22 protein-coding genes are annotated in these 22404 nt (G+C 67.4%); 11 read left to right on the top strand and 11 right to left on the bottom strand.

The window, feature by feature from the left end:
• Window positions 1-219: 219 nt before the first annotated feature.
• The 6 genes from DKM19_RS40570 to DKM19_RS40595 all read right to left on the bottom strand — a co-directional run bounded on the left by DKM19_RS40570 (window position 220) and on the right by DKM19_RS40595 (window position 6945).
• Entirely contained in the window at window positions 220-1476 is a 1257-nt protein-coding gene (locus tag DKM19_RS40570; RefSeq protein WP_239513856.1) for a S8 family serine peptidase, read from the bottom strand.
• The gene (locus DKM19_RS40575; RefSeq protein ID WP_239513857.1) at window positions 1470-2267 is read right to left on the bottom strand and encodes a hypothetical protein; all 798 of its coding nucleotides are present in this window, start codon (window positions 2265-2267) and stop codon (window positions 1470-1472) included. Before DKM19_RS40575 ends, DKM19_RS40570 begins: the two co-directional genes overlap by 7 nt.
• Window positions 2268-2550: 283 nt before the next feature.
• Window positions 2551-3789, bottom strand: a complete 1239-nt coding sequence (locus DKM19_RS40580; protein WP_110703464.1) for a S8 family serine peptidase — start codon at window positions 3787-3789, stop codon at window positions 2551-2553.
• On the bottom strand, window positions 3783-4517 hold the full coding sequence (locus tag DKM19_RS40585) for a hypothetical protein (protein ID WP_239513858.1): 735 nt from the start codon (window positions 4515-4517) through the stop codon (window positions 3783-3785). The genes DKM19_RS40580 and DKM19_RS40585 overlap by 7 nt, the downstream gene beginning before the upstream one ends.
• 257 nt (window positions 4518-4774) lie before the next feature.
• On the bottom strand, window positions 4775-5956 hold the full coding sequence (gene moeZ, locus DKM19_RS40590) for an adenylyltransferase/sulfurtransferase MoeZ (RefSeq protein WP_110703467.1): 1182 nt from the start codon (window positions 5954-5956) through the stop codon (window positions 4775-4777).
• Between the two features lie 80 nt (window positions 5957-6036).
• Window positions 6037-6945, bottom strand: a complete 909-nt coding sequence (locus tag DKM19_RS40595) for an alpha/beta fold hydrolase (protein WP_239513859.1) — start codon at window positions 6943-6945, stop codon at window positions 6037-6039.
• Window positions 6946-7534: 589 nt separating this feature from the next.
• Between DKM19_RS40595 and DKM19_RS40600 the strand changes: the two genes are divergently transcribed.
• The 5 genes from DKM19_RS40600 (at window position 7535) to DKM19_RS40620 (ending at window position 11893) form a co-directional block, all read left to right on the top strand.
• Complete coding sequence (locus tag DKM19_RS40600; protein ID WP_110703473.1) at window positions 7535-7858, top strand: hypothetical protein; 324 nt, start codon at window positions 7535-7537, stop codon at window positions 7856-7858.
• 925 nt (window positions 7859-8783) lie between these two features.
• A complete protein-coding gene (locus DKM19_RS40605; protein WP_110703476.1) occupies window positions 8784-9095 on the top strand; it encodes a hypothetical protein in 312 nt (103 codons plus the stop codon).
• Window positions 9096-9381: 286 nt separating this feature from the next.
• Window positions 9382-9747, top strand: coding sequence for a hypothetical protein (locus tag DKM19_RS50215; RefSeq protein WP_162642126.1), 366 nt, complete (start codon window positions 9382-9384; stop codon window positions 9745-9747).
• 598 nt (window positions 9748-10345) lie between these two features.
• Complete coding sequence (locus DKM19_RS40615) at window positions 10346-10666, top strand: hypothetical protein (protein ID WP_162642127.1); 321 nt, start codon at window positions 10346-10348, stop codon at window positions 10664-10666.
• A gap of 912 nt (window positions 10667-11578) precedes the next feature.
• Window positions 11579-11893 (top strand): hypothetical protein, encoded by a 315-nt coding sequence (locus DKM19_RS40620; RefSeq protein WP_162642128.1) that lies wholly within the window; start codon window positions 11579-11581, stop codon window positions 11891-11893.
• A gap of 287 nt (window positions 11894-12180) precedes the next feature.
• On the opposite strand, the gene DKM19_RS40625 is transcribed toward DKM19_RS40620, so the two are convergent.
• Window positions 12181-13077 carry a Ku protein gene (locus tag DKM19_RS40625; RefSeq protein ID WP_110703484.1) on the bottom strand — a complete coding sequence of 299 codons (897 nt, stop codon included), beginning with the start codon at window positions 13075-13077 and terminating at the stop codon, window positions 12181-12183.
• A gap of 41 nt (window positions 13078-13118) precedes the next feature.
• On the opposite strand from DKM19_RS40625, the gene DKM19_RS52260 reads away from it, so the two are divergent.
• The 3 genes from DKM19_RS52260 to DKM19_RS40640 all read left to right on the top strand — a co-directional run bounded on the left by DKM19_RS52260 (window position 13119) and on the right by DKM19_RS40640 (window position 14532).
• Window positions 13119-13496, top strand: coding sequence for a hypothetical protein (locus DKM19_RS52260; RefSeq protein ID WP_239513860.1), 378 nt, complete (start codon window positions 13119-13121; stop codon window positions 13494-13496).
• Window positions 13497-13559: 63 nt separating this feature from the next.
• The gene (locus DKM19_RS40635; protein ID WP_089211866.1) at window positions 13560-14189 is read left to right on the top strand and encodes a TetR/AcrR family transcriptional regulator; all 630 of its coding nucleotides are present in this window, start codon (window positions 13560-13562) and stop codon (window positions 14187-14189) included.
• A 106-nt stretch (window positions 14190-14295) separates the two neighbouring features.
• Window positions 14296-14532, top strand: a complete 237-nt coding sequence (locus tag DKM19_RS40640; RefSeq protein WP_110706338.1) for a DUF3107 domain-containing protein — start codon at window positions 14296-14298, stop codon at window positions 14530-14532.
• A 365-nt stretch (window positions 14533-14897) separates the two neighbouring features.
• On the opposite strand, the gene DKM19_RS40645 is transcribed toward DKM19_RS40640, so the two are convergent.
• Window positions 14898-15545 carry a ferritin-like fold-containing protein gene (locus DKM19_RS40645; RefSeq protein ID WP_110703488.1) on the bottom strand — a complete coding sequence of 216 codons (648 nt, stop codon included), beginning with the start codon at window positions 15543-15545 and terminating at the stop codon, window positions 14898-14900.
• A 370-nt stretch (window positions 15546-15915) separates the two neighbouring features.
• Between DKM19_RS40645 and DKM19_RS40650 the strand changes: the two genes are divergently transcribed.
• The 3 genes from DKM19_RS40650 (at window position 15916) to DKM19_RS40660 (ending at window position 19796) form a co-directional block, all read left to right on the top strand.
• Window positions 15916-17865 carry a DEAD/DEAH box helicase gene (locus DKM19_RS40650; RefSeq protein WP_239513861.1) on the top strand — a complete coding sequence of 650 codons (1950 nt, stop codon included), beginning with the start codon at window positions 15916-15918 and terminating at the stop codon, window positions 17863-17865.
• A gap of 100 nt (window positions 17866-17965) precedes the next feature.
• Window positions 17966-18838, top strand: coding sequence for an alpha/beta fold hydrolase (locus DKM19_RS40655; RefSeq protein ID WP_110703492.1), 873 nt, complete (start codon window positions 17966-17968; stop codon window positions 18836-18838).
• Between the two features lie 40 nt (window positions 18839-18878).
• The gene (locus tag DKM19_RS40660; RefSeq protein ID WP_110703494.1) at window positions 18879-19796 is read left to right on the top strand and encodes an oxygenase MpaB family protein; all 918 of its coding nucleotides are present in this window, start codon (window positions 18879-18881) and stop codon (window positions 19794-19796) included.
• Window positions 19797-19935: 139 nt separating this feature from the next.
• Here DKM19_RS40660 and DKM19_RS40665 read toward each other — a convergent pair whose 3' ends face one another.
• The 3 genes from DKM19_RS40665 to DKM19_RS40675 all read right to left on the bottom strand — a co-directional run bounded on the left by DKM19_RS40665 (window position 19936) and on the right by DKM19_RS40675 (window position 22347).
• On the bottom strand, window positions 19936-20814 hold the full coding sequence (locus tag DKM19_RS40665; protein ID WP_110703496.1) for a PD-(D/E)XK nuclease family protein: 879 nt from the start codon (window positions 20812-20814) through the stop codon (window positions 19936-19938).
• Between the two features lie 6 nt (window positions 20815-20820).
• Window positions 20821-21540, bottom strand: coding sequence for an MBL fold metallo-hydrolase (locus DKM19_RS40670; RefSeq protein ID WP_110703498.1), 720 nt, complete (start codon window positions 21538-21540; stop codon window positions 20821-20823).
• Window positions 21541-21708: 168 nt separating this feature from the next.
• Window positions 21709-22347 carry a DUF6758 family protein gene (locus DKM19_RS40675; protein WP_110703500.1) on the bottom strand — a complete coding sequence of 213 codons (639 nt, stop codon included), beginning with the start codon at window positions 22345-22347 and terminating at the stop codon, window positions 21709-21711.
• Window positions 22348-22404: the final 57 nt, after the last annotated feature.

The raw sequence follows: 22404 nt of genomic DNA on the forward strand, positions 1-22404 counted from the left end.
TCGCCGGTTTCCCGAGCAGGAAGGCCGACATCTAACGGACCGCGTCCGAACAGTGTCCAAAACGCGTTCGAATCGAATTCAAAATCCGCTTAGCCCTATCGTTTTCATCCCTGGAATACCGGGTTCATCCCCGAAGCGTCGCGCGCCCGTTTGCCGCGCGCTCCCGGCCTCACCACCGAGGCTCCGACGTCTCCGGTCGTGGTTCGCCGCCGGCCGCGGCTAGGGCCGCGCTCGGCCGCTCCCCCGCCGGTTCGCCGGCGGCGCCCCCGACATCGGAACGGCCGGCTCCGGGCGGCGGACGAGCATGATCACCGCTCCCGCGAACGCCAGCAGTCCTCCGAGGAGACCCCCACCGTACAGCCAGAGCCGGAGGGGCGCGGGGCCGGGCCTGGGCGGCTCCTGGACCAGGGGGCCCTTGCCGAAGTGCTGGTCCTCGACCGCGGGGACCTCCGCCGCTCCGGCCACCAGCTCTCCCGCCTTGGTGAGCGCCGCGCCCGCGTCGACGACGCCGAACCCGACGTGGTCGTCGTATCCGGCGGCCGGGGCGGACGTGGCGGTGGAGGTCAGCGCCTGCGACACCATCTGCGGTGAAATATCTGGATATTTAGCTTTTATGAGGGCGGCTACCCCCGAGACCAGCGCGGTCGCCGAACTGGTCCCCTCCGACACCCCGTAGTCGCCGCCCGGCATCACCACGGGCACGTCCACGCCCGGCGCGGAGACCAGGACCGACAGATTGTCGCTGCTGAACAGCGCCGGCTTGCCCTGCTCGTCCACCGCGGCGACCCCGACGACCCCGGAGTATCCGGCCGGGAAGTTCCAGAAGGAGGTGCCGTTCTGCATGGCGTACTCGGACTCGCCCTCGTTGCCCACGGCCGCGATCAGCACCACGCCCCTGGACAGGGCGTAGGAGATCGCCTCCCGCTCGCTCTTCTGCGCCCCGTAGGCCCCCAGCGACATGCTGACGACCTCGGCCCCGTTGTTGGCCGCGTAGCGGATCGCACGGGCCAGGGGGCTGTCCCTCTGCGAGCGCAGGTTCTCCTCGGGGATGGCCGAGCCGTCCGTCGCGTCCTGTTCTATGATCATCGGCAGTGAGAGGATCCGGGCCTCGGGCGCGATCCCGAGAAGACCGCCCTCGCCGTTGCCCGCCCCGGCGATGAGCGAGGCCATCGCGGTGCCGTGCAGACCCGCGCCCGGGTCCTTCCTGTCGTACTCCACCGACCCCATGTTGGGCCCGGAGATCACCCGGCCGCGTAGCTCGGCGACCTCGTCGTCCACCCCGCTGTCCACCAGGGCCACGGTGACCCCCGCGCCCTTGGTGACCCTCCAGGCCTGCTCGACGTTCATCTTCTCCAGCACCCAGCGCTGGTCCTCACGCACGTCCGCGGCGGCCACCGGTGCGGCGAGCGTCGTCGGAACCGTCAGGGAGACCGCGATCAGCGCTCCCGCCGCCCAGACCCGCCTCCGCCTCAGCACACGTTCCCCTGCGTGCACTGGGGGACGGCGCTGGGCTCGTCGCCGAGGGCTCGGGCGATGCGGCCCGCGACCGCCTGGGCCGTCGGCCAGAGCTCGCTGTGCAGGATCTCCTCCGGGGGGATCGACTCGCGGGTACGGCCGTCGGTGTAACCGGCGGTGGAGAAGATGATGTAGGGGCCGACGCCGACCCAGGAGTTGCGCTGCCGCTGGGCGGCGCCGAACCGCTCGGTCGCCGTGCCGGGGAACGCCACCGGCCGCACCCCCACGCGGTCGTCCACCGCCAGCTGACCGGCGGCGGCGATCCGCTTCTCCTCGCTGGCGAGCACCGCGATGCCCACCGTGAAGGCGAAGCTGGAGGTCTGGTCGACATAGGTGGCCCGCAGCAGCGTGCGGCAGCCGTACTCGGTGAGCACCGATCCCACCGGGGCGTCCACGCCGGCCGCGCAGGCGACCTCGGGCGCGAGGCCGACCCTCCGGGCGTACTGCTGCACCCGGCCGAGGCCGATGTACTGCAGCTCGACGGGGAAGACCAGGTCCGCGGGCCAGTTGTGCCAGCGGGCGGCGATGTCCTCCTGGATGTAGCGGGCCTGCTCGACGGCGGTCAGCGGGCGGGACCTGGTCTCACGCACCAGCCCGATCGTGCCGGCCAGCACGTTGGTCGCGGCGATCGCCAGAATCGTGCCCATCAGGATCAGAAAGATCGTCCGGTAGCGGATCCCCTGCTCCAGCGCCATCTGCTCGGCGCGTTCGATCGCCCCGCGGGTACGGCTCGCGCCCGGCCAGGAACGCACCCGGGCACGCCTGCCCGCGGCGCCCGGCGCCGGCACCCGCGGCGCCCGGGTGCCCCTCGAGCCGGACGTCCGGGAACCGGATGGCGGCCAGCCTCCGCGAGCACGGGATGCCGAAGCTTCCAGGGGCCGCTCCGGCTCCTGAGACCTCCCTGGCTGCGACATACTTCGATGCTACGTTGCCGAGCTCCGCCGCCCTATCGTCGGAGTGTGTTTACCCGATCACCCGCCGCGCGCGGCATACACCGCTCCCCAGTTCCCCGGTTTTCAACCGTTGGCGCGGCGGTCAGTGTGTGGAGACCGGAGCCCGTACGGGCTCCGCGAACCTGTTCGCCGACCGCGTCCGGCTGACGAACACGGCCAGCGCCGCGAGGGAGACGACGGCGCCGATCCCGGCGGCCACGGCGACCCCTCCGTACAAGTTGATCTTGTGTTGGTCCCGGTGGATCACCTGCACCGGTCTGACCCCCCTGCCCAGCGGCCGGGCGGGGTCGTAGGTGGCGCGCCCCTTGGCCGTGAGGGTGTGCCGGAAGATCTTCGTCGCGGCGGCGAGCGCCCTGGGAGCGTTGACGATGCCGAAGCCCGTGCCGGTGTCGTAGCCGCCCTTGGGCCGCCGGGTCGCTCCCACGGCGAGTGCCTGCGCGACCAACGCCGGCGACATCTTCGGGTATTTGGCCTTGATGAGGGCGGCGATCCCCGAGACCAGCGCGGTCGCCTGCGAGGTGCCGCGGCCGACCCAGTATTCGTCACCGGGGCCCGCGCCGAGGATGTCCACCCCCGGCGCGGCCACCAGGACCGAGGGGTTCCGGTTGGAGAACGAGGCCCGGCGCAGCCCTCCGTCCGCCGCGGCGACCGAGACCACCCCGGGGAAGGCCGCGGGGTAGGAGTAGGGGGCGAAGCCCGTTGAGCCGGTCTTTTTTGCGCCCTCGTTACCCGCCGCCGCGACGAGCACAACTCCCTTGGAGATCGCGTAGCGGATCGCCGCCCGCTCCTCCTTCGTCGCCAGCTCCTTGGAGATCGACATGTTGATCACGTCGGCGCCGCGGTCCACCGCGTATCTGATGCCCCTGGCCACCACGTTCTCGTAGCGCGCCGCGGTGTTGAACTTCCTGAAGCCGGGCTCCTCGTCCTCCAGGATCACCCGCACCGACAGCACCTTCGCCTTGGGCGCGACGCCGATCACCCCGTCGCCGCCGCCCAGACCGTGACCGTGCCCGGCGATGAGCGACGCCATGTAGGTGCCGTGCAGCCGCAGGGGCTCCACCCCCGGCGGGTTGGAGCCCTCGGTGAAGTCCTTGCCCACGGTCACCGAGCCCGCCAGGTCACGGTGTCCCGGATCGACCCCCGAGTCCAGCACGGCCACCGTCACCCCCAGGCCCTCGGAGATCCGCCAGGCGTCGGGCAGCTCCAGGGTCCGCAGCACCTGTCCCTGGCTGTCCCGGACGTCGTCGGCCCGTGCCACCGCCGGGGCGAGCCCCAGGGCGATCATGGCCAGCAGTACCGCGACGCCCACCCGCCTCAGCATCGCCACTCCTCAGAGGCGCAATCCGGACGTACGGGCGTGGAGATGTCCGCGAGAATCCGTTCGGCGATGTCCCCGGTGAAGGCGAAAATGGTCGGCCGCTGCTCCCCGACCGCCTTGGCGGGGCGGCCGTCGATCTGCCCGATCGTGGCCATCACCACGTACGGCCCGGCCTGCCGTACCAGGCTGCTCTGCCGCCCGGCCGAGGTGAAGCGGTCGGTGACCGTACCGGGGAAGGCCAGCGTCCGCAGGCCCGGCGAGGGGCGGCCCGCCCGGGGCAGCGACGCCTTGGCCCGTGCCGCGCCCACCTCGTCCGCGAAGGCCGCGACGCCGACGGTGAGGACGACGCCCTGGAGCGCGTCGAGATAGGTGGCACGCAGGATGCCCCGGCAGCCGGCCTGCCGCAGCGCCTTGGTCAGCTTGGCGTCCACGGCCTTGTCGCAGCGGGTCTCCGGAGAGATGCCCACGCGCCGGGCCTTCTCCTCGCCGCCCTGCTCGGCGGCGTAACCGACGGTCGCGGGGAAGATCCGCCCGGCGGGCCAGACCTGCCAGCGCAGGGCCACCTCACTGACGGCGGCCCGATCCAGCTCCGCCTGGCTCGGACCTCGGGTGAACTCCGCTCCGGCAGCGCTGGAGGCCACCCCGGCCACGACGGCGCAGCTCAACGTCAGCGCGGACGCCGTGACCAGTGCCGGCCACACTCGCCGCCGCCGACCTGGGGCTTCATTCACGTCATCGACCCTAATGCGGTGAGGAGGGTGCCATCCGCCATTCCGGATGGATACGTCGAGATCCACACGCGTTCGGTGGGCGGGATCGCCGTATCAGGCTGGGTTCGTTCGGGTCGCGACTCCATCTGACGGAGTCCCTCCCGGGAGCCGCCACGCCTGTGTCCCCGCCTCGCCGACCGCTGTGCGGCCGAGGCAACTCACCCGAAACGGCGGACGCCCCGTGGAGCGGGCTCCACGGGGCGTCGGCGGCACGGGGCCTAGTAGGCAGGCAGGCTCGGGTCGACCGTCTTGATCCAGCTCAGCACGCCGCCGCCCACGTGGACCGCGTCGGAGAAGCCGGCGTTCTTGACGATCGCCAGGACCTCGGCGGACCGGGCACCTGACTTGCAGTGCAGGATGATGCGCTTGTCCTGCGGGAGCTTCTCCAGCGCGGAGCCGTTGAGGAACTCACCCTTGGGGATGAGCACGGCGCCCGGGATGGAGACGATCTCGTACTCGTTCGGCTCGCGGACGTCGATCACGTAGATGTTCTCGCCGGCGTCCTGAAGGGACTTGAGGTCCTTCGCGGTGATGGTGGAGCCCGAGGCCGCCTCCTGGGCCTCCTCGGAGACCGCGCCGCAGAACGCCTCGTAGTCGTCCAGGAGCTGGGTGACCGTCGGGTTCTTGCCGCAGAGCACGCACTCGGGGTCCCTGCGGACCTTGACCGAGCGGTAGTTCATCTCCAGGGCGTCATAGATCATCAGACGGCCGACGAGCGGCTCCCCGATGCCGGCCAGGAGCTTGATGGCCTCGTTGACCTGGATGGAACCGATGGAAGCGCACAGCACGCCGAGCACGCCGCCCTCGGCGCACGAGGGGACCATGCCGGGGGGCGGGGGCTCGGGGTAGAGGCAGCGGTAGCAGGGGCCGTGCTCGGCCCAGAACACGCTGGCCTGACCGTCGAACCGGTAGATCGAACCCCAGACGTACGGCTTGCCGAGGAGGACTGCCGCGTCGTTCACCATGTAGCGGGTGGCGAAGTTGTCGGTGCCGTCCACGATCAGGTCGTAGCCGGAGAAGATCTCCATGACGTTGTCGGTGGTGAGCGCCGTGTTGTGGACGATCACCTTGACCAGCGGGTTGATCTCCTTGACGCTGTCGGCAGCGCTCTCGGCCTTGAGCCGGCCGATGTCGGACTGTCCGTGGATGATCTGGCGCTGAAGGTTGGACTCGTCCACGACATCAAAGTCGATGACGCCGAGCGTGCCCACACCCGCGGCCGCGAGATACAGAAGTGCGGGGGAGCCCAGGCCACCGGCGCCCACGCAGAGTACTTTCGCGTTCTTGAGACGCTTCTGACCGGCCATGCCCACGTCGGGAATGATCAGATGGCGCGAATAACGACGCACCTCTTCGACGGTCAACTCGGCTGCCGGCTCTACCAGCGGTGGCAACGACACAGTTCAGCTCCCGTTTCAGGGGGTCTTGGCGGTACGGCTAGCACAGCACGCACCATTCACAACCCAATGCGGTACCCAGGTCATTCCCCAATTGACATGGGGGCAGTCTCGCCGATCAGAAGCCGTGCCTCGCGGGCCACCCGGTCGGGGACCTCCATTTGGGCCACGTGCCCCGCGTCGGGCAGCAATACCAGCCTCACCTGCGGAAACGTCCGGCCCGCACGGGCCGCCATGCGCGGATTGACAAGCCGGTCGTGGCGGCCGTGGACGATCAACGTGGGTGCGCCGACCCGGGCCGCCTGCTGCCACAGATTCTCCTCGCCGCGCCTGAAGTACTCCGCGACGAGGCCCCGAGCCGAGCTGACCAGCGCGACCGCGGCGTACGGCAGGCCGTCCCTGCGGCGCAGCTCCTCGACCGCCTCCCTGAGGCGTTCCGGGTGGATCCGGCCGGAGTCGGCGTAACACATGGCGATCGTGGCATTGAGCCTGCGCTCCGCGGGCAGGACGCTCAGCCGGCCCGCGGCCCACTCGCCCAGCCGGGGCACCGTGGACAGGGCCACCCGCGCCGGGCCGGACCTGGGCAACAGATCGGGCAGGGCCGGCGAGACGAGCGTGAGAGAGCGGACCAGATCGGGCCGGTCGGCGGCCACCCGCACCGAGACCGCACCGCCCAGGGAGTTGCCGAACAGGTGGACGGGCCGGTCCGCGACGCGTTCGATCAGCGCGATGACGGTCCGGGCGTGGGCGCCGATGGAGTAGTCGCGGCCGGGTGGCTCGGGGGAGTATCCGGCTCCCGGCAGGTCGAGGGCGTAGCCGGTGACCACGTCGGACAGCTCGCCCATCAGGTCGGTCCAGTTGGTCGCCGAGCCTCCCAGGCCGTGTACGTAGACGGCTTTCTCGCCGGGCCCCTCCGGGGTCGACCGCATGTGGACGATCTGCTCTCCAAGGTCGACCAGCTCGCCGGGCCAGCTCGGAATCGGGTTGTCCACCACGTGTCCTCCTCTGTTCTTGCTCCGTTTCCACGATAGTTCGATGCGTGTGATGCGCCAGTTCGGGCCGCATGATGCGCCGCCGTCCGAATACCCGCGATCCGCCGCCCGATGCGTGTGATCGCCATCGTCCGGTACGCGCGGCAGGGTGCGCGTCATCCCCTGGCGACCGGCTCGGGGTTCGGCGTACGCGGGCCCCCGGCGTGCCCCCATTGGCCCGTTCGATTCATTCGGACAAAAAGGGCAAAAGTGGTCAATTCAACCCCCCGCGCGAACAACCCGCTCTTCCGAGCCCCCTCCTGCAATACCCCCAATTCTGGCTTGCGCGACAAATCCGACATTGAAGACATTTCACAGTAAAACAAACAATAAAGGTTCAATGCAATCAATAAATACACATGAAGATAGTAAAAGCCCTCTATGTCCGTTTGTCGCACCACACTAGAGGAAACCATGACAACTAGGGACGACCCATAAGCGGTCATCTCAGACATTCCAGAGAGCCAGGCATTTCAGGAACTCTGGAATTTTCCAGAAATCTGGAAATAGTCGAATTCGGGGCAACCGATCCTTTCGAGGAGGAAATGCAATGCCCAACGTCAAGAGTGTCATTGCGGGACTCGCGATCAGCACGGCACTGGCCGGCGGAGTCGTGGGCATGGGCGCGGCGACCACCGCGGCCACCGCGAGCGCCACCACGGTCACCGCGAGCGCGGGCTTCACGACCTGGGGTGGATGCGGCGGCGGCTGTGGCTGGCGCCGCGGCTGTGGCTGCCACCACCGCTGCCACCACCGCTGCTACCGCCACCACCACCGCAGCCACAGGTTCAGGCTCAACGTCAACATCAACAACAACAACACCAACGGTGCGGAAGACGAAGTCAACAACACCAACAACAACAACAACGTCTGAAATCACTGATTTAATCGCCGAATAACAACTAGCCTCCACCGTATACACAGCGTCCGGTCGAGACACGTCGACCATACGCGGGTAAATCCGGGACTGTCGAAAGCCCCGGATCCACGGCGGAGGGAAAGAGTGCCCGTGTTCACTGCGATCATCGCTCTTCACCGAAGAGTCGTCATCATCCAGAGGGCACGGGCACTCAGCATGAGGTCCCTGAGGTTCCGGTGACCCCCAACGCACGCGGCCCCTCCCATCCCGGAAAAGGCGGTTTCTCGCTTAGCGCTGCCAAGGACGGGCCACGGCCAGGCCCCGACCGTTTCGAACGGCGACTCCGCGCCTTTTCGAAATAACCCCGTAAGACGGCCCCGTACCTCTCCGAACGGTATTCCCAACCCCGCAAAAGGGAGACGGCTCCCTTGCCGGGTAGGACCGGAGAGTCTCTTCGCCGGGAGAGCGGCACGCCCGAGGCGACGACGCGCCACAACGCGCCACGGCCCCCGTTCGTCGTGTTCACCAGCTCGCCACGCCTTCCTTCCGCGCGGCCACCGGGCGCCAGCCACGTTGATCAATGCGGCAAAAATGAGTGAAGCAGATTAAACCCTCATTTCGCCCCCTCTCATATCTACGCATACCCCCTTCCCCGCCTTCCACTCCGGCGGCATCTTCACCTGCGACTCACACGACAAATCCGACATCAAAGATATTTCACATCAAAGCGATCGATAGGAGTCTAAGACCATCAATAGAGAGATAAGAAGATAGCAAAAGCCGCCAAGCTCCGTTTGTCACACGACATCCCAGGAAACTATGACAACCAGGGACGACCTATCAGCGGCCATCCCAGGCATTCCAGGGGAATCTGGAATTTCCAAGGCAATCTGGAAAATGTCGAATTCGGGGCAACCGATCCTTTCAAGGGGGAAACGCAATGCCCAGCTTCAAGAGCGTCATCGTAGGGCTCGCGATCAGCACGGCACTGGCCGGCGGAGTCGTGAGCCTGGGTGCCGCGGCCACCGCCGCCAACGCCGGTACCGCCACGGTCACCGCAGGCGCCGGCTTCCTCAACTGTGGCGGAGGTGGCTGTGGCTGGCGCCGCAGCTGCTGCCACCACCGCTGCCACCACCACAGCTGCCACCACCGCAGCCACCACAGGTTCAGGCTCAACGCCAACCTCAACAACAACAACGTCAACGACGCCGATGACGACGTCAACAACACGAACAACAACAACAACGTCTGAGATCGCTGATTAATCGCCGAATAACAACTAGCCTCCACCGCGGGCACAGCATGTAGTCGAAGAATATCGACCACATCCAACTGAATCCGGGACTGCGGAAAACCCGGATCCGCGACGGAGAAAAACGAGTGCCCGTGTTCACTGAAATCATCGCTCTTCATCGAAGAACTGCGACGACCCAGAGAGCACGGGCATTCGGCATGAAATCCCCCAAGCCCTGTCTCGCACACGGAGGTCTGGAAACCGTCGAAATCGGAGTAACCGATCATTTCGAAAGGGAAATGTAATGCTCATCGTCAAAAATGTCATCGCGGGGCTCGCACTCAGCACGGCGCTGGCCGGCGGAGTCGTGAGCCTGGGCGCGGCGACCACCGCCGCCACCGCCGGTGCCACCACGGTCACCGCGGGCGCGAGCGTCATCAACTGCGGCGGCGGTGGCTGGGGCTGGCGTCGTGGCTGCTGCTGCCGCCACCGCTGCCACCACCACCGTTTCTTCCACCACCGCAACCACCACAGGTTCAGGCTCAACGTCAACATCAACAACAACAACACCAACTTCAGCGACGATGACCGCCGCGAGGCCCTCGACGGCCGCGACGATCGCCGGAGCAGCGATGACGTCAACAACGCCAACAACAACAACAACGTCTGAGATCACTGATCAACTGCCGAACAACCACTAGCCTCCAGCCGGGGCACGGCATGCAGCCGAAACACGCAGCCCACCCGTGAAAAATCCGGGACTGCGCAAGTCCCGGGCCCCCGGCGGAGGAAGGGTGCCCGCGTTCACCGAGATCATGGCCCTTCACGAAGAAGCCACGATCACACGGCGAACACGGGCATTCGGCATGCGCCCCCCAAAAAAGACCGCGTCGCCTGCCTTGAGGAACTCCGACTCCCGTAGTTCCTTCTGCTCCTCGAAGAAGAGGACCCCCTCTTACCTCTATCGAGGAGGAGCTGCGACCGGGCTCCCTCGAGGAGAGAACCCGCGGACCTCGGACGCCTCCTCGTCGCAACTTTTGCGACAAATGCGACATCGAAGCCATTTCACAACAAAATATCTAATAAGACTCTAAGATTATCAATAAATAGATAAGAGGGCAGCAAGAGCCGTCAATAACCGTTTGTCGTAGGACATACGAGGAAAATATGACAACGAGGACGGCCCATCAGCGGCCACCCGGTCACTTTCCATGATTTTCTGGAAATGTCTAAAACGGGGCAATCGATTCTTTCTAGGGGGAAATGCAATGCCCAACGTCAAAAGCGTTATGGCAGGACTCGCACTCAGCACGGCACTGGCCGGCGGAGTCGTAAGCCTGAGCGCGGCGACCACCACCGCCACCGCCGGTGCCACCACGGTCACCGCGGGCGCGAGCGTCATCAACTGCGGCGGCGGCGGAGGCTGGCGTCGTGGCTGCTGCTGCCGCCACCACCACCGCTGCTGCCACCACCGCAGCTGCTTCCACCACCGCAACCACCGCTTCAAGCTCAACGCCAACCTCAACAACAACAACGTCAACGACGCCGATGACGACGTCAACAACACGAACAACAACAACAACGTCTGAGATCACTGATTAATCGCCGAACAACCACTAGCCTCCAGCCAGGCCACGGCATGTAGCCGAAACGCGCAAGCCACCCGTGGAAAACCCGGGATTGCGTAATTCCCGGGCCCCGGCGGGGGGAAAGTGCCCGTGTTCACCGAGATCATGGCCCTTCACGAAGAAGCCACGATCACACGGCGAACACGGGCATTCGGCATGCGCCCCCCGAAGAACCCGCGTCGCCGGTCCTGGGGAACCTCAGCTCATCCCGCTCCCAGAGAAAAGAACGCGGATTCTTTTCTCATCTCCATCGAGGGCAGGAAACGGTAGAACCCGGCCGTCTCCAGCAGAAAAGCCGCAGCTCCCGATCCCGCGACACGCGTGCCCCCTCGATCGACCGCTCCCGGCCTCCCTCTCCACCCCCTGACCTGATCCGACGACACGCGCCTGTGCCCTCCCGGACAGAACCAGGCCGTGACGGGGACCACTCGTGGACTGCGATCCCTCTTGCTCGGGGCCAGACCTTACGACCGTCGGCGCACGCCCACCGCGCCGTCGGCGACGGTGCAGCGAGTGACGGCGGTGTCGATTGATTCAGCGCAAAGTGGATTAAATGGGTTAAATACGACTCTATCCATCGCCCATATCCATACATTCGTCATTTCTCGCCTTCCATCCTCGGGGCACCCTTGCCGCATGACCCTTGCGACAAATAAGACATAAAAAACATTTCACAGCAAAAGCATTAATAAGATCCTAACATCATCAATAAAGAGATAAGAAGACAGTAAAAGCCGTCAATGTCCGTTTGTCGCATGACATCCAAGGAAACCATGACAACCAGGGACGACCCATTATCGGCATCCCGGACACTTCCAAACATTCTGGAAAATGCCGAAATCGGGGCAAACAATCCTTTTAGGGGGAAATGCAATGCCCAACGTCAAAAGCGTTATGGCAGGACTCGCACTCAGCACGGCGCTGGCCGGCGGAGTCGTGAGCCTGGGCGCGGCGACCACCGCCGCCACCGCCGGCACCGCCACGGTCACCGCGGGCGCGAGCGTCATCAACTGCGGCGGCGGCGGAGGCTGGCGTCGTGGCTGCTGCTGCCACCGCAGCCACCACCGCAGCTGCTACAACCACCACCACCGCAGCCACCGGTTCAAGCTCAACGTCAACATCAACAACAACAACACCAACGACGCCGAAGACGAAGTCAACAACACGAACAACAACAACAACGTCTGAGATCACTGATTAATCGCCGAACAACAACCAGCCTCCACCGCGAGCACAGCACGTAGTCGAAGAACGAAGAATATCGACCACACGCGGCTGAATCCGTGACTGCGGAAAACTCGGATTCGCGACGGAGAAAAAAGAGTGCCCGTGTTCACTGAAGTCATCGCTCTTCATCGAAGAACTGCGACGACCCAGAGAGCACGGGCACTCGGCATGAAATCCCGAAACCCTGCCTCAGGTGCCGGCGTGAAACTCAGCTCACGCGGCTCCCCTGTTTCCCCCGTCTCGGCACGTCATGCCGGGTGGCGCGCCTTTCGCTTTCGGGGGACCTTCTCCTGTTCGACGGCCTCCCCGTCGCGCCCGGCTTTCTCCCCGTGGCCGGCGGAGGCCCTCTCTCTGGCCGGGGTCCTGCTTCCCGCCTGCTTCTTGGCGGCCTCGACGCTGGCACGGAGCGCGGCCATCAGGTCGGCCGTCGGTCTCTCCTCGGCCGGAGCCCCGGTATGGATGATCTCCTTACCCGCGATCTTGGCCTCGATGACCTCCTGGAGCGCCTCCCGGTAGGCGTCCCTGTACTGCTCGGGGTCGAAGTCCGCGACCATCGTCTCGATCAGCGACTCCGTCATCCTCAGCTCCTGGGACCGGAGGTCGACGCCCTCCTCCTCGAACGCGAAGTCCACCGGGCGCACCTCGTCCGGCCAGAGCATCGTCTCCAGCACGAACACCCCATCCCGGATCCGCAGCACCGCGAGCGACTCGCGCTGCCGCAGCGCGACCTTGACGATCGCCACCCGGCCGGACCGCTCCAGCGCGTCACGGAGCAGCACGTACGGCCGCACGCCCACGGGGTCCGGCTCCAGGTAGTAGGACCTGTTCAGCAGGATCGGGTCGATCTGGTCGGCCGGACTGAACTGGAGCACCTCGATCCTGCGCGAGGTGGACAGCGGCAGGCCTTCGAAGTCGTCGTCGTCGAGCACCACCATCTCCCCCGCCGGAAGTTCGTACCCCTTGGCCACGTCGACGTAGGGGACCTCCTCCTCGCAGACCGTGCAGAACCGGCGGAACTTGACGCGGCCGCCGTCCTCTCGATGAACCGTGTGGAAGGTGACGTTGCGCTGCTCGGTCGCGACGTGCAGCTTGACCGGGATCGTTACCAGCCCGAACGCGACCGAGCCTCTCCAGATGCTCCGCATGGCGTCTCCTAACTTGGAGCTTCCCATCAAGTTTCGCGCACATGTTCGGAAATGCCGCCGACCGGATGGAAACCCTCACCAACGAGGCAGATACCCGTCATGGGGAATCCGATGCCCCGTCTTTCTTAGCAAGCGGGACCCGAGGTCGTACGCTGGGCGATGTCCGGCGTTCACTGGAATCGGGGGAGGGCGAAAAGATGTCAGAGATGGATGTACGCGACGAAAGCAAAGAAGAAACGACCGACGAACGCGCCGAGGAGATCTCTGTCGAGACACCCGAGGCCGACGCCGCCGAGCAGAATCGCACGATGCGCGAAGACGGGCCGAGCTGGCCTGACGACATTCCCCTGGAAGTCAACCCCGCGGATGCCGTCGAGCAGAATCGCACGGTCGACATCGATGAGGACGATTATCGCTGACCGGAGTTACCCACGCGTAGGATAAGCATCAAGACAGCAGGAGCTTCCCTCAAGGAGACCGCCGTGACCGCTACCCCGGATGCCAAGCCCCGGGGCACCCGGCTGCCCCGGACGGCTCGCCGCCGCCAGTTGCTCAGCGCGGCACAGGAAGTGTTCGTGGAGAACGGCTACCACGCGGCCGCGATGGACGAGATCGCCGAGCGGGCCGGGGTCAGCAAACCGGTGCTCTACCAGCACTTCCCCGGCAAGCAGGAGCTTTACCTGGCCCTGCTCGACCTGCACATGGACGACATGATCACCCGGTGCCGCGACGCCCTGGCCTCGACCACGGACAACAAGCAGCGTGTTCAGGCCGCGATCGGCGCCTTCTTCGACTTCGTCTCCAGCCAGGGCGAGGCGTTCCGGCTCGTTTTCGAGTCCGATCTGCGCAACGTCGCCCCGGTCCGCCAGCGCATGGAGCGCAATCTCCGCGAGAGCGCCGAGATGATCAGCCAGGTCATACAGGAGGACACCGGCTGCTCCAGCGACGAGGCCCGCCTGCTCGGCGTCGGAATGGTCGGCATGGCCGAGGTCAGCGCCCGCTACTGGATAAGCAGCAACGGCTCCATTCCCAAGGACGCCGCCACCCAGCTCATCGCCCGCCTGTCCTGGCGTGGCATCTCCGGTTTCCCCCGCACCAACGCCGATCACTGAGACGGCCGGCCTCTGAGGCGTCTGTTCGCTTGCCGCGATCAACCGACACGTCATGCCCTCGATGGGGTGACCATGGAGCGAGCAACCCTCGTCGAAAGGGAGCATGATGGAAATCAAGATCGGCGTGCGTTCGGTGCACCGTGAACTTATCGTGGAGACCGACTTCTCGGCCGAACAGGTTGAGAGCGAACTCAGCAAGGCCCTCGCCACCGAGGGCGGCAACGGCGTCTTCACCATCACCGACGTCAACGGCCGTAAGGTCCTCGTCCCCACCGCCTCACTCGGCTTCATCGAGATCGGCGAAGAGGAGGCCCGTCCCGTCGGCTTCGGCGGCACGCTCTAGACAGATCCCGTAGGGCTCGCGCCAGGTCGTCATCCCCTTGCCGGCCATGGCGCGGTCCTCGGATCGTCTCCGTACGGGCCTCTCAGCCGCCGGGACACTCATCTCGCGCCCCCAGCCCGCAGCCGCGCGGGCGGCGGACCGGGTGGAGGTGATCCCGCCTCAGACCGACTGCCGGGCAGTCCGCGCTCCCCCTGCGCAGCACCGGACGCGAAGTCCAGGGATTCGGCCCACATCTCGTCAAGGAACTGCCATAGCGGCGCGAGGCCCTCATGCCTGGCACGTTACCGCCGTTCGCCGCTCCACGCGGCTCGATCAGCAGACCGGTTTCCGTGAATCGGGGGACCACGAACCTCGCGGCCCAGGCCCTACGGCCTGGAAGGCAGGCCGAGCGCGGCCATCCGCCTGCCGTGCGCCTCGGTCAGCCGGGCGAACATCCGGGTGATGTCATCTCCCTCCGACACCAGAAGCGTCGCGAGTTCGGGCCTGGCCAGGGCCACGTGCTGCCCCTGGCTCAACGCCTCCCCCACCAGCCGTCTGGCCCACAGCGCCAGCCGCCCGCTCTGCCGGGGGTCCTCCTTGATCGCCATGCTGACGCGCTCCACCGCGAACTGTGACCGCCCCTCGTCCGCGAGAACCTCCTCGACGAGGTCCCGCGTCTCGTCGTCCACGCGGGTGGCCGCCTCCCGGTAGAAGTCGAGCGCGATCCCCGTACCGACGTACGCCTTCATCAGGGTCTCCAGCCAGTCTCCCGGCGCGGTCTGGGCGTGCCATTCGTCCAGTGGCCCGGCGAACGGAGCCATCGCCTCCTCCGGATCGACGCCGAGGGAGGCGATCCGGTCACGGAGCAACTGGAAATGCGCGTATTCCGCCGCCGCGAGACCGCCGAGAGCGGCCCGATCGGTCAGCGAGGGGGCGTGCCGCGTGGCGTCTTCGGCGAACCGGAGGAACGCGGTCAGCTCGGCGTAGGCGAGAACGCCGAGCAGGTCGGCGACACCGGGAGGGGAATCCATCATGCACGCAGCCTATGAGCTGACCCACCCGGCAATTCAGCGGGAATACTAAGAAATCGGTTCCTCGTTGTGGTATCGAGTACACTGCTCTGTGAAAGTGCGACCGCACTGTGTTAATCCAGGACATCTGCTTCTGGACGCCCCCAAAAGTCGGCGTGACGCCGCAGCGGTCGCTGATGACATGAGAGGGCTGGCCCTTCCGCGAGGACCCGGCACGGGGAAAACTTTTTTCAGCCCGTGGTCCCGGCAGGACTGCCTTCAACGGAGATTTAGGCAGGCCAAGCTGACGACGTTCCGAGACCTCGGAGTCACACCAGAGATCGCCGACGCCCTCGAGACCGAGGGCATCATCGCGCCGTTCCCAATTCAGGAAATGGCACTCCCCCTGGCACTCAACGGCCAGGACATCATCGGTCAAGCGCGCACCGGCACCGGCAAGACCTACGCCTTCGGCGTGGCCATGCTGCAACGTGTCGGCAAGCCGAGGAAAAACCGTAAGAAGCCCCGCGGGCTGGTCGTCGTACCGACCCGTGAGCTGGCCGTCCAGGTCACCGAGGACCTCGTGACGGCCGCCGGCAAGCTCGGCTCCCGGATCCTCACCGTGTATGGCGGACGTGCCTACGAACCCCAGGTCGAGGCCCTCAAACAGGGAGTCGACGTGATCGTCGGCACTCCGGGCCGTCTGCTCGACCTGGTCAAGCAGAAGCACCTCGATCTCAGCCAGATCGACGTGCTCGTCCTCGACGAGGCTGACCGCATGCTCGACCTGGGCTTCCTGCCCGACATCGAGCGGATCATCAAGCTCATCCCCGCCGAGCGGCAGACGATGCTGTTCTCGGCGACCCTTCCGGGCGAGATCGTCGCCCTGTCCCGGCGTTATCTCACCCGCCCCACCCATGTGCGGGCCGAGAACAACGACGTCGAGGCCGAGACGACGCAGACGACGCAGTTCGTCTGGCGCGTGCACCGGATGGACAAGATCGAGATCGTGGGCCGCCTGCTCCAGTGCGATGGGCGCGGGCTCACGATGGTCTTCTGTGAGACCAAGCGTGCCTGCGACATGGTCGTCGAGCAGCTCAAGGAGCGTGGCTTCGCCGCCGCGGCCGTTCACGGAGACCTGGGCCAGGGCCAGCGCGAGCAGGCCCTGCGGGCCTTCCGCAACGGCAAGATCGACGTCCTGGTCGCGACCGATGTCGCGGCGCGGGGCATCGACGTCGACGACGTCACCCACGTCGTCAACTACGACTGCCCGCAGGACGAGAAGGCCTACGTGCACCGGATCGGCCGCACCGGCCGGGCGGGCAAGACCGGTATCGCGGTGACCTTCGTCGAGTGGGAGGACCTCACTCGCTGGAAGGTCATCAACAACGCGCTCTCGCTCGACTTCCCCGAGCCGGTCGAGACATACTCGACCTCCCCGCACGTCTTCAGCGACCTGGGCATCCCCGCGGGAACCAAGGGCGTGCTACCGCGCGCCAACCGGTCCCGTGCGGGCCTGGCGGCCGAAGAGGTCGAGGATCTGGGCGAGACCGGGCGCATCCGCTCCCGTACGACTTCCCGCAAGGGACCCGAGGAGGATCGGGAGGAGCGCCGTGAGCGCCCCGCCCGCGCCCCCCGGGAGCGTCGCCGCACCCGCGGCGGCCGGATCGGCGAGGAGCCCATGGAGAACGCGGCGCCCGCAGAGGCCGTCAAGGCCACAGAGCCTGTAGAGGCTGTGGCATCCGTGGAGGCCGTCGTCACCGAGGCACCCCCGGCCGAGGCGCCCAAGCGCCGTCGTTCCCGCGGTCGAGTCATCGCGGAGACCCCGGCGCCGGTGGCCGCAGAGGAGATCCAGAGTCCTGTTGTCGAGCTCGCCGAGGTGGAGGCGGACGTGGCACCTCGCAAGGACATCCGTGACGATCAGCCCGCCGAGACCGCGCCCCGCCGGGGCCGGACTCGCAAGGCGGGGCTGAACCCCGACGTGAGTCTCGTCGGGGAGACCGAGGTTCAGGCTCGTACGGAGCCCGTGGTGGAGAAGACCCGCAGGCGTAAGCCGGCGGCCGAGACTCCGCGATGGGAAGAAGAGCCGGTGACGGAGCGATGGGAGGACGAACCTGTGAGTGATCGCTGGGAGAACGAAGCAGTGGTGGAGGCGCCCGCGCCTCGGCCGCAGCCCGAGAAGATCATCCCAGCCAGCCCGTTCTCTGTGATCTTCCAGTCGCCGGACCTGGCGGGAGAAGACGACGAGATCGCCCCGTCGGCGGCCTCGGAGCGCGTGCAGAGCCGTCGTCGCCCCCCGGTCAGGGGTCAGGCCCCGCAGCGGGGTCCGCGTCGGTCGAACTAGCAGTACCAGCATGAAAAGGGGCGCAACCATATCGGTGGCGCCCCTTTCGCATTGAGAGACGCACAGAGTCATGTCACCAGGAGAGGTATCGTGGGGCCACGTGAGTACGCCACGTTTTCTGACCCTGCCGCCTGGCGTCCGCTCCCGCTATTTCGAAACGGCGGTGGGCACGTTCGCCGCGCTTGAGGCCCTGCCCGTCAGCGGCATCCCCGAGCGCTGGCCCGCTCTGCTGGTTCCCGGTCTCACCGGCAGCAAGGAAGACTTCATCGCGGTCCTGCAGACGCTCGCCCAGTCCGGCCGCCAGGTCGTCGCCGTCGACATGCGAGGGCAGTTCGAGACGAGCGGCCCCGACGATCCTCTGGCCTACACCTGCGCCGCGCTCGGCAACGACATCGACACGCTGGCGCACGTGATCGGCCATGGAGGCCCCGTCCACCTGGTCGGGCACTCCTTCGGCGGCCTGGTGACCCGGGAGGCGGTCATCGACGGCCGGACCAGGTTCGCGTCCTTCACCCTGATGAGCTCGGGCCCCTCCTCGATCGTCGGGCCCCGCGAGCGCGCGGGCCGGATCATGATGAAGGAGCTGCCCGAGTTCGGCCTCGAAAGCATCTGGCACACCCGGATGGAGCCGGAGGCCCTGGCTGCCGGGGTGCCTGACGAGATCATCGCGTTCCTGCGCAAGCGACTGTTCGCCAACTCCCAGACCGGCATGTTCGCCATGACCGGGGAGGTGCTCTCCGCGCCCGACCGGTCGGAGGAGCTCACCCAGGTCGAGGTGCCCACCCTGGTCCTGTACGGCGAGCACGACGACGGCTGGCCGCCGAAGACGCAGTCCGAGATGGCCCGCCGCCTGCACGCCGACTGCGTCGTCGTCCCCGGCTCGGCCCACTCCCCCGCGGTGGAGGCCCCGGAGACGACGGCCGCCGCACTCACCCGGTTCTGGAACGCGGCCGAGGCCCGCCTGCCGGGCTGAGGCCCCCGCCCGGGGCGGGAGCCATGCGTTTTTACCTACTATGTCGAGTATCAAAGACATCGTCGTCCAGCCTCCGCACACCGCGACCTGGCTGGTGCACATCGACCGCTCCATGTGGATCGGCGGGGTCCGGGGCCTCATGCTCCAGGCCCTGCACCCCCTCGCGATGCGTGGGGTCTGGCAGAACTCCAACTTCCAGGAGGATCCCTTCGGGCGGCTCCGCCGTACGGCGGACTTCGTGGGCCGGGTCACCTTCGGCAGCCCGGCGGAGGCCGGCGAGATCGGCCGCCGGATCCGGGGGATCCACCGGGCGCTGCGCATCGACGATCCCGACACGGGAAAGATCCACCGCGTGGACGACCCGGAGTTGCTGCTCTGGGTCCACTGCGCGGAGGTCTCCTCCTACCTGTCCGTGGCACGGCGGGCGGGCCTCGGCCTCAGTGACCGCCAGGCCGACCGATATCTGGCCGAGCAGCGCCACAGCGCCACCTACGTGGGCCTGCACGCCGAGGACGTGCCCGGCTCGCTCGCGGAGATGGACGACTACTTCGCCGCGATGCGGCCCCGGCTGAAGGTCACCCCCGAGTCCGCCTCCACGGTGCGCTTCCTGCTGTGGCCGCGCCTGCCCGCCGGGCTGCGCCTGCTCGCCCCGGGCAAGCCGGCGTACTTCCCCTTCGGCGCGCTGTGCTACTACTCGCTGCCCGCCTGGGCCAGGCAGATGTACGGCGTCCTGCCCGAGGCGCCGCGGAGCGCCGTGACCGCGGCGCTGAGGACGTTCAGGACGGCGATGAACTCGATCCCCGAGCATGTCCACGACCGCGCCTTCATGCCGTACACCCGCGAGATGCTCGCCGCCTCCCGGATGCGTCTGGGCGCCGCGGGCTACGACGTGAGCAGGGGGCTCAAGGGCCTGACCGACCCCCGCCGCTGGCCGGAGGGAACGCCAGGCGTCACCTGAGCACCCCCGGGCGGAGCGGGGGGGACGGTGCGGCGGGGACCCGGCACGGGTACGGCGGCGGGGACGGTGCGGCGAGGGACGGGTACGGCGGCAGGGACGGCGCGGCAGGGGACGGGTACGGCGCGGGACGGCGTGGCCGTCAGTCGGCGAGGCCGTCCCAGGGCTGGCGATCACCCGAGGCGGCCTGCCCCTCGGGGCAGTGACGGCGGAAGTCGCACCAGGAGCAGAGCGGGCCCGTCCTGGGCGGGAAGAGCGCGTCGATCGCCTCGGGAACCCGCGGCGGGTTGCGCTCGGCGCCCTTGACACGCACCCCGGCCCAGGCCCTGTAGTGCTCGTCGGCCGCCGAGGCCTCGGTCGCGATCTCCTCGGCCCGCCCCAGATGGCGGGCCAGGGACTCGTCGGTGTGCTCCCACTCCACGACCGAGCCGGTCGGCAGGTGATGGAGCTCGACCTTGTGGCACGGGCGGTGCATGACCCTGGAGGAGGCGACGGCGTAGACGGCCAGCGCGAGCGAGGATCGGGCGTCATCGGCGGTCAGGGGACGTCGGCCGGTCTTGTAGTCGACCACGACCAGCTCCTCCCCACGCCGGTCGAGCCGGTCGATGCGGCCGGAGACGGCCATGACGGAGGTGCGGGTGGCCACCGTCCGCTCGACGCCGACCGGCTCGTCGGAGGGGTCGAGGCTCGCGACGTATCCGGAGACCATCTCGCGGGCGCGGTCACGCCAGGTCGTCGACTGCTCGGCGTCGCGGAACCCCTCACCGATCCATTTGCCGGTGACCAGGGTGCCCGCCGTCACCGGCGTCCGCCGTTCGTACGGCTCGCGCCACCACGCGGCCAGCGCGTTGTGCACGCTGGCGCCCACGCTGTTGTGCGCCCATGGCGGCCCCTTCTGCGGCGACGGCCGGTCCATGTAGGTGAACCGGTATCGCCGGGGGCAGTCGAGCCAGTTGTTCAGCCGCGACGGCGTGCAGGTGTAGAGCCGCCGCGGCATGCCCTCTAAGGGGAGCTGGTCCATGAAGGCCTATTCGCCCGGGAGGTTCAGCCGGATCCCCGCCGCGCGGGTCCCGTCGGTCAGCGGACCCTCGGGCTCGTCCTCGGCCGCCGTACCGCGGATCAGCGAGCCGGAGAGCCAGGCGTCGAACTGGGGCTCCAGGTCGCCGATGGTCGTCTCCTCCCCGTGCGCGGGCAGCACGCGGGTGCCGTGCTTCAGGGTGAACAGCGCACTGCCGATCGAACTGAGCTGGTCGGCCAGTGCGGGATACTCCCCGCCGATCTTGCCGGGGCCGTCAGCCTGAAGGGTCTTGCCGGTGAAGACCGCGCCCAGCGCCTCGCAGTACAGCGAGACACCGCCCAGGGAGACTCCGGGCGTGGACATGACCTCAAGCTGGACGTCGGCGACCTCGAACAGGCCCTCGTCCTCCATGTCGATGTCCGGCCAGGTCTGAGGCCAGGTCTGCCTCCACAGCGGCCGGTCCTTGGGATTAAGGGCGACGACGGCCTCGTCTCTGGCCGCCACCTCGATGGCCGCGCCCACGTGGTCGGGCAGGCCGTGGGTGCAGATAACCGCCAGCACCTCACGCTCGCCGACCTTCTCCAGGATCTTCTCCGCGTCGCGCGCGGGGTCGATGACGATGACATCCTCATCGTCGCCCAGAATCCAGGTATTGTTCTCGACCTTGTGTTCGACGCCGTCTACGTCGACGACGCCCTCGGTCACTACTCGCTCGATACGCGCTGTCACGCTTCCGAACTTTACTGCCTTCCCCCCGCCCCGCGGTTCGAGCGGAGGTAACGGATGACGCCGGGGCGCAAGAGGCTCAAGGGATGGCAAATCCCGCGAGGACGTCACAGAGGACGTCCCGCCGCACTTCACCCGGCCGTCGAAACGGCCGGGTTCGCCGCCGTCGGTTCAGAGGATCCCGCTGTCCAGTCGCGGGGAGAACGCGCCGAAGGGCAGGTCAAGCGCCTGGTCGTTGTCGCGCAGGTCCCGCAGGGAGAGTTCGGCCAGGGTGAGGATGTAGCCCGCGTCCGGAGGCCAGACGATCGCCCACAGCCAGTTTCCCAGCGCCTCGCCCGCGTAGACCGCCCGGTCCGGGGCACCGCCCACACACCACAGCGCGGCCGGGTGACCCTTGACATCGATCTTGGCGTGCGGCGGGCCGTCGTCGAACCCGGTGCCCGGATCGGTGGCGTCGAGCCCGGCGAACGCCGCGCCGAGACCCACTCCGGGCTCCTCGGCGATGAGCAGCAGGTCGGCGGGGCCCTGGGTCAGCGAGGGGCCGGAGAGCGCGACCACGGTGGCCCTGATGCCGCTGCGCTCGTCGCCCGCGTCGGCGAACCCCGTGACCAGCCATCCCGCGGGCAGGGGCCACGGCAGCCAGACGGGGACGCGGGCATCAGTGATCATCTTCACGGCTGCGGAGGACGGATGTCTCGGCGGCTGCAGGGGCAGGACGTCACCATGCGTGCCGCATCTCCAGGCGCTTGACCAAACGCCCGGCGGACGGAGCGGGCCGAAACACCGGGGGCAGATAGGCGTGGCTTTCACGCCTACTCACGCTGCTGTGTCCACGGTCCATCCGTCAAGGGTGTTCACCGTTATGTA

This window comes from Streptosporangium sp. 'caverna' (assembly GCF_003203775.1).
Classification (GTDB): Bacteria; Actinomycetota; Actinomycetes; order Streptosporangiales; family Streptosporangiaceae; genus Streptosporangium; species Streptosporangium subroseum.

What these genes read in the sequence shown, in the direction of transcription:
- DKM19_RS40580 (WP_110703464.1), bottom strand. Translation starts at nt 3,789, where the DNA reads ATGCTGAGGCGGGTGGGCGTCGCGGTACTGCTGGCCATGATCGCCCTG.
- DKM19_RS40600 (WP_110703473.1), top strand. Translation starts at nt 7,535, where the DNA reads ATGCCCAACGTCAAGAGTGTCATTGCGGGACTCGCGATCAGCACGGCA.
- DKM19_RS40605 (WP_110703476.1), top strand. Translation starts at nt 8,784, where the DNA reads ATGCCCAGCTTCAAGAGCGTCATCGTAGGGCTCGCGATCAGCACGGCA.
- DKM19_RS50215 (WP_162642126.1), top strand. Translation starts at nt 9,382, where the DNA reads ATGCTCATCGTCAAAAATGTCATCGCGGGGCTCGCACTCAGCACGGCG.
- DKM19_RS40615 (WP_162642127.1), top strand. Translation starts at nt 10,346, where the DNA reads ATGCCCAACGTCAAAAGCGTTATGGCAGGACTCGCACTCAGCACGGCA.
- DKM19_RS40620 (WP_162642128.1), top strand. Translation starts at nt 11,579, where the DNA reads ATGCCCAACGTCAAAAGCGTTATGGCAGGACTCGCACTCAGCACGGCG.
- DKM19_RS40625 (WP_110703484.1), bottom strand. Translation starts at nt 13,077, where the DNA reads ATGCGGAGCATCTGGAGAGGCTCGGTCGCGTTCGGGCTGGTAACGATC.
- DKM19_RS52260 (WP_239513860.1), top strand. Translation starts at nt 13,119, where the DNA reads ATGTTCGGAAATGCCGCCGACCGGATGGAAACCCTCACCAACGAGGCA.
- DKM19_RS40640 (WP_110706338.1), top strand. Translation starts at nt 14,296, where the DNA reads ATGGAAATCAAGATCGGCGTGCGTTCGGTGCACCGTGAACTTATCGTG.
- DKM19_RS40645 (WP_110703488.1), bottom strand. Translation starts at nt 15,545, where the DNA reads ATGATGGATTCCCCTCCCGGTGTCGCCGACCTGCTCGGCGTTCTCGCC.
- DKM19_RS40650 (WP_239513861.1), top strand. Translation starts at nt 15,916, where the DNA reads ATGGCACTCCCCCTGGCACTCAACGGCCAGGACATCATCGGTCAAGCG.
- DKM19_RS40660 (WP_110703494.1), top strand. Translation starts at nt 18,879, where the DNA reads ATGTCGAGTATCAAAGACATCGTCGTCCAGCCTCCGCACACCGCGACC.
- DKM19_RS40665 (WP_110703496.1), bottom strand. Translation starts at nt 20,814, where the DNA reads ATGGACCAGCTCCCCTTAGAGGGCATGCCGCGGCGGCTCTACACCTGC.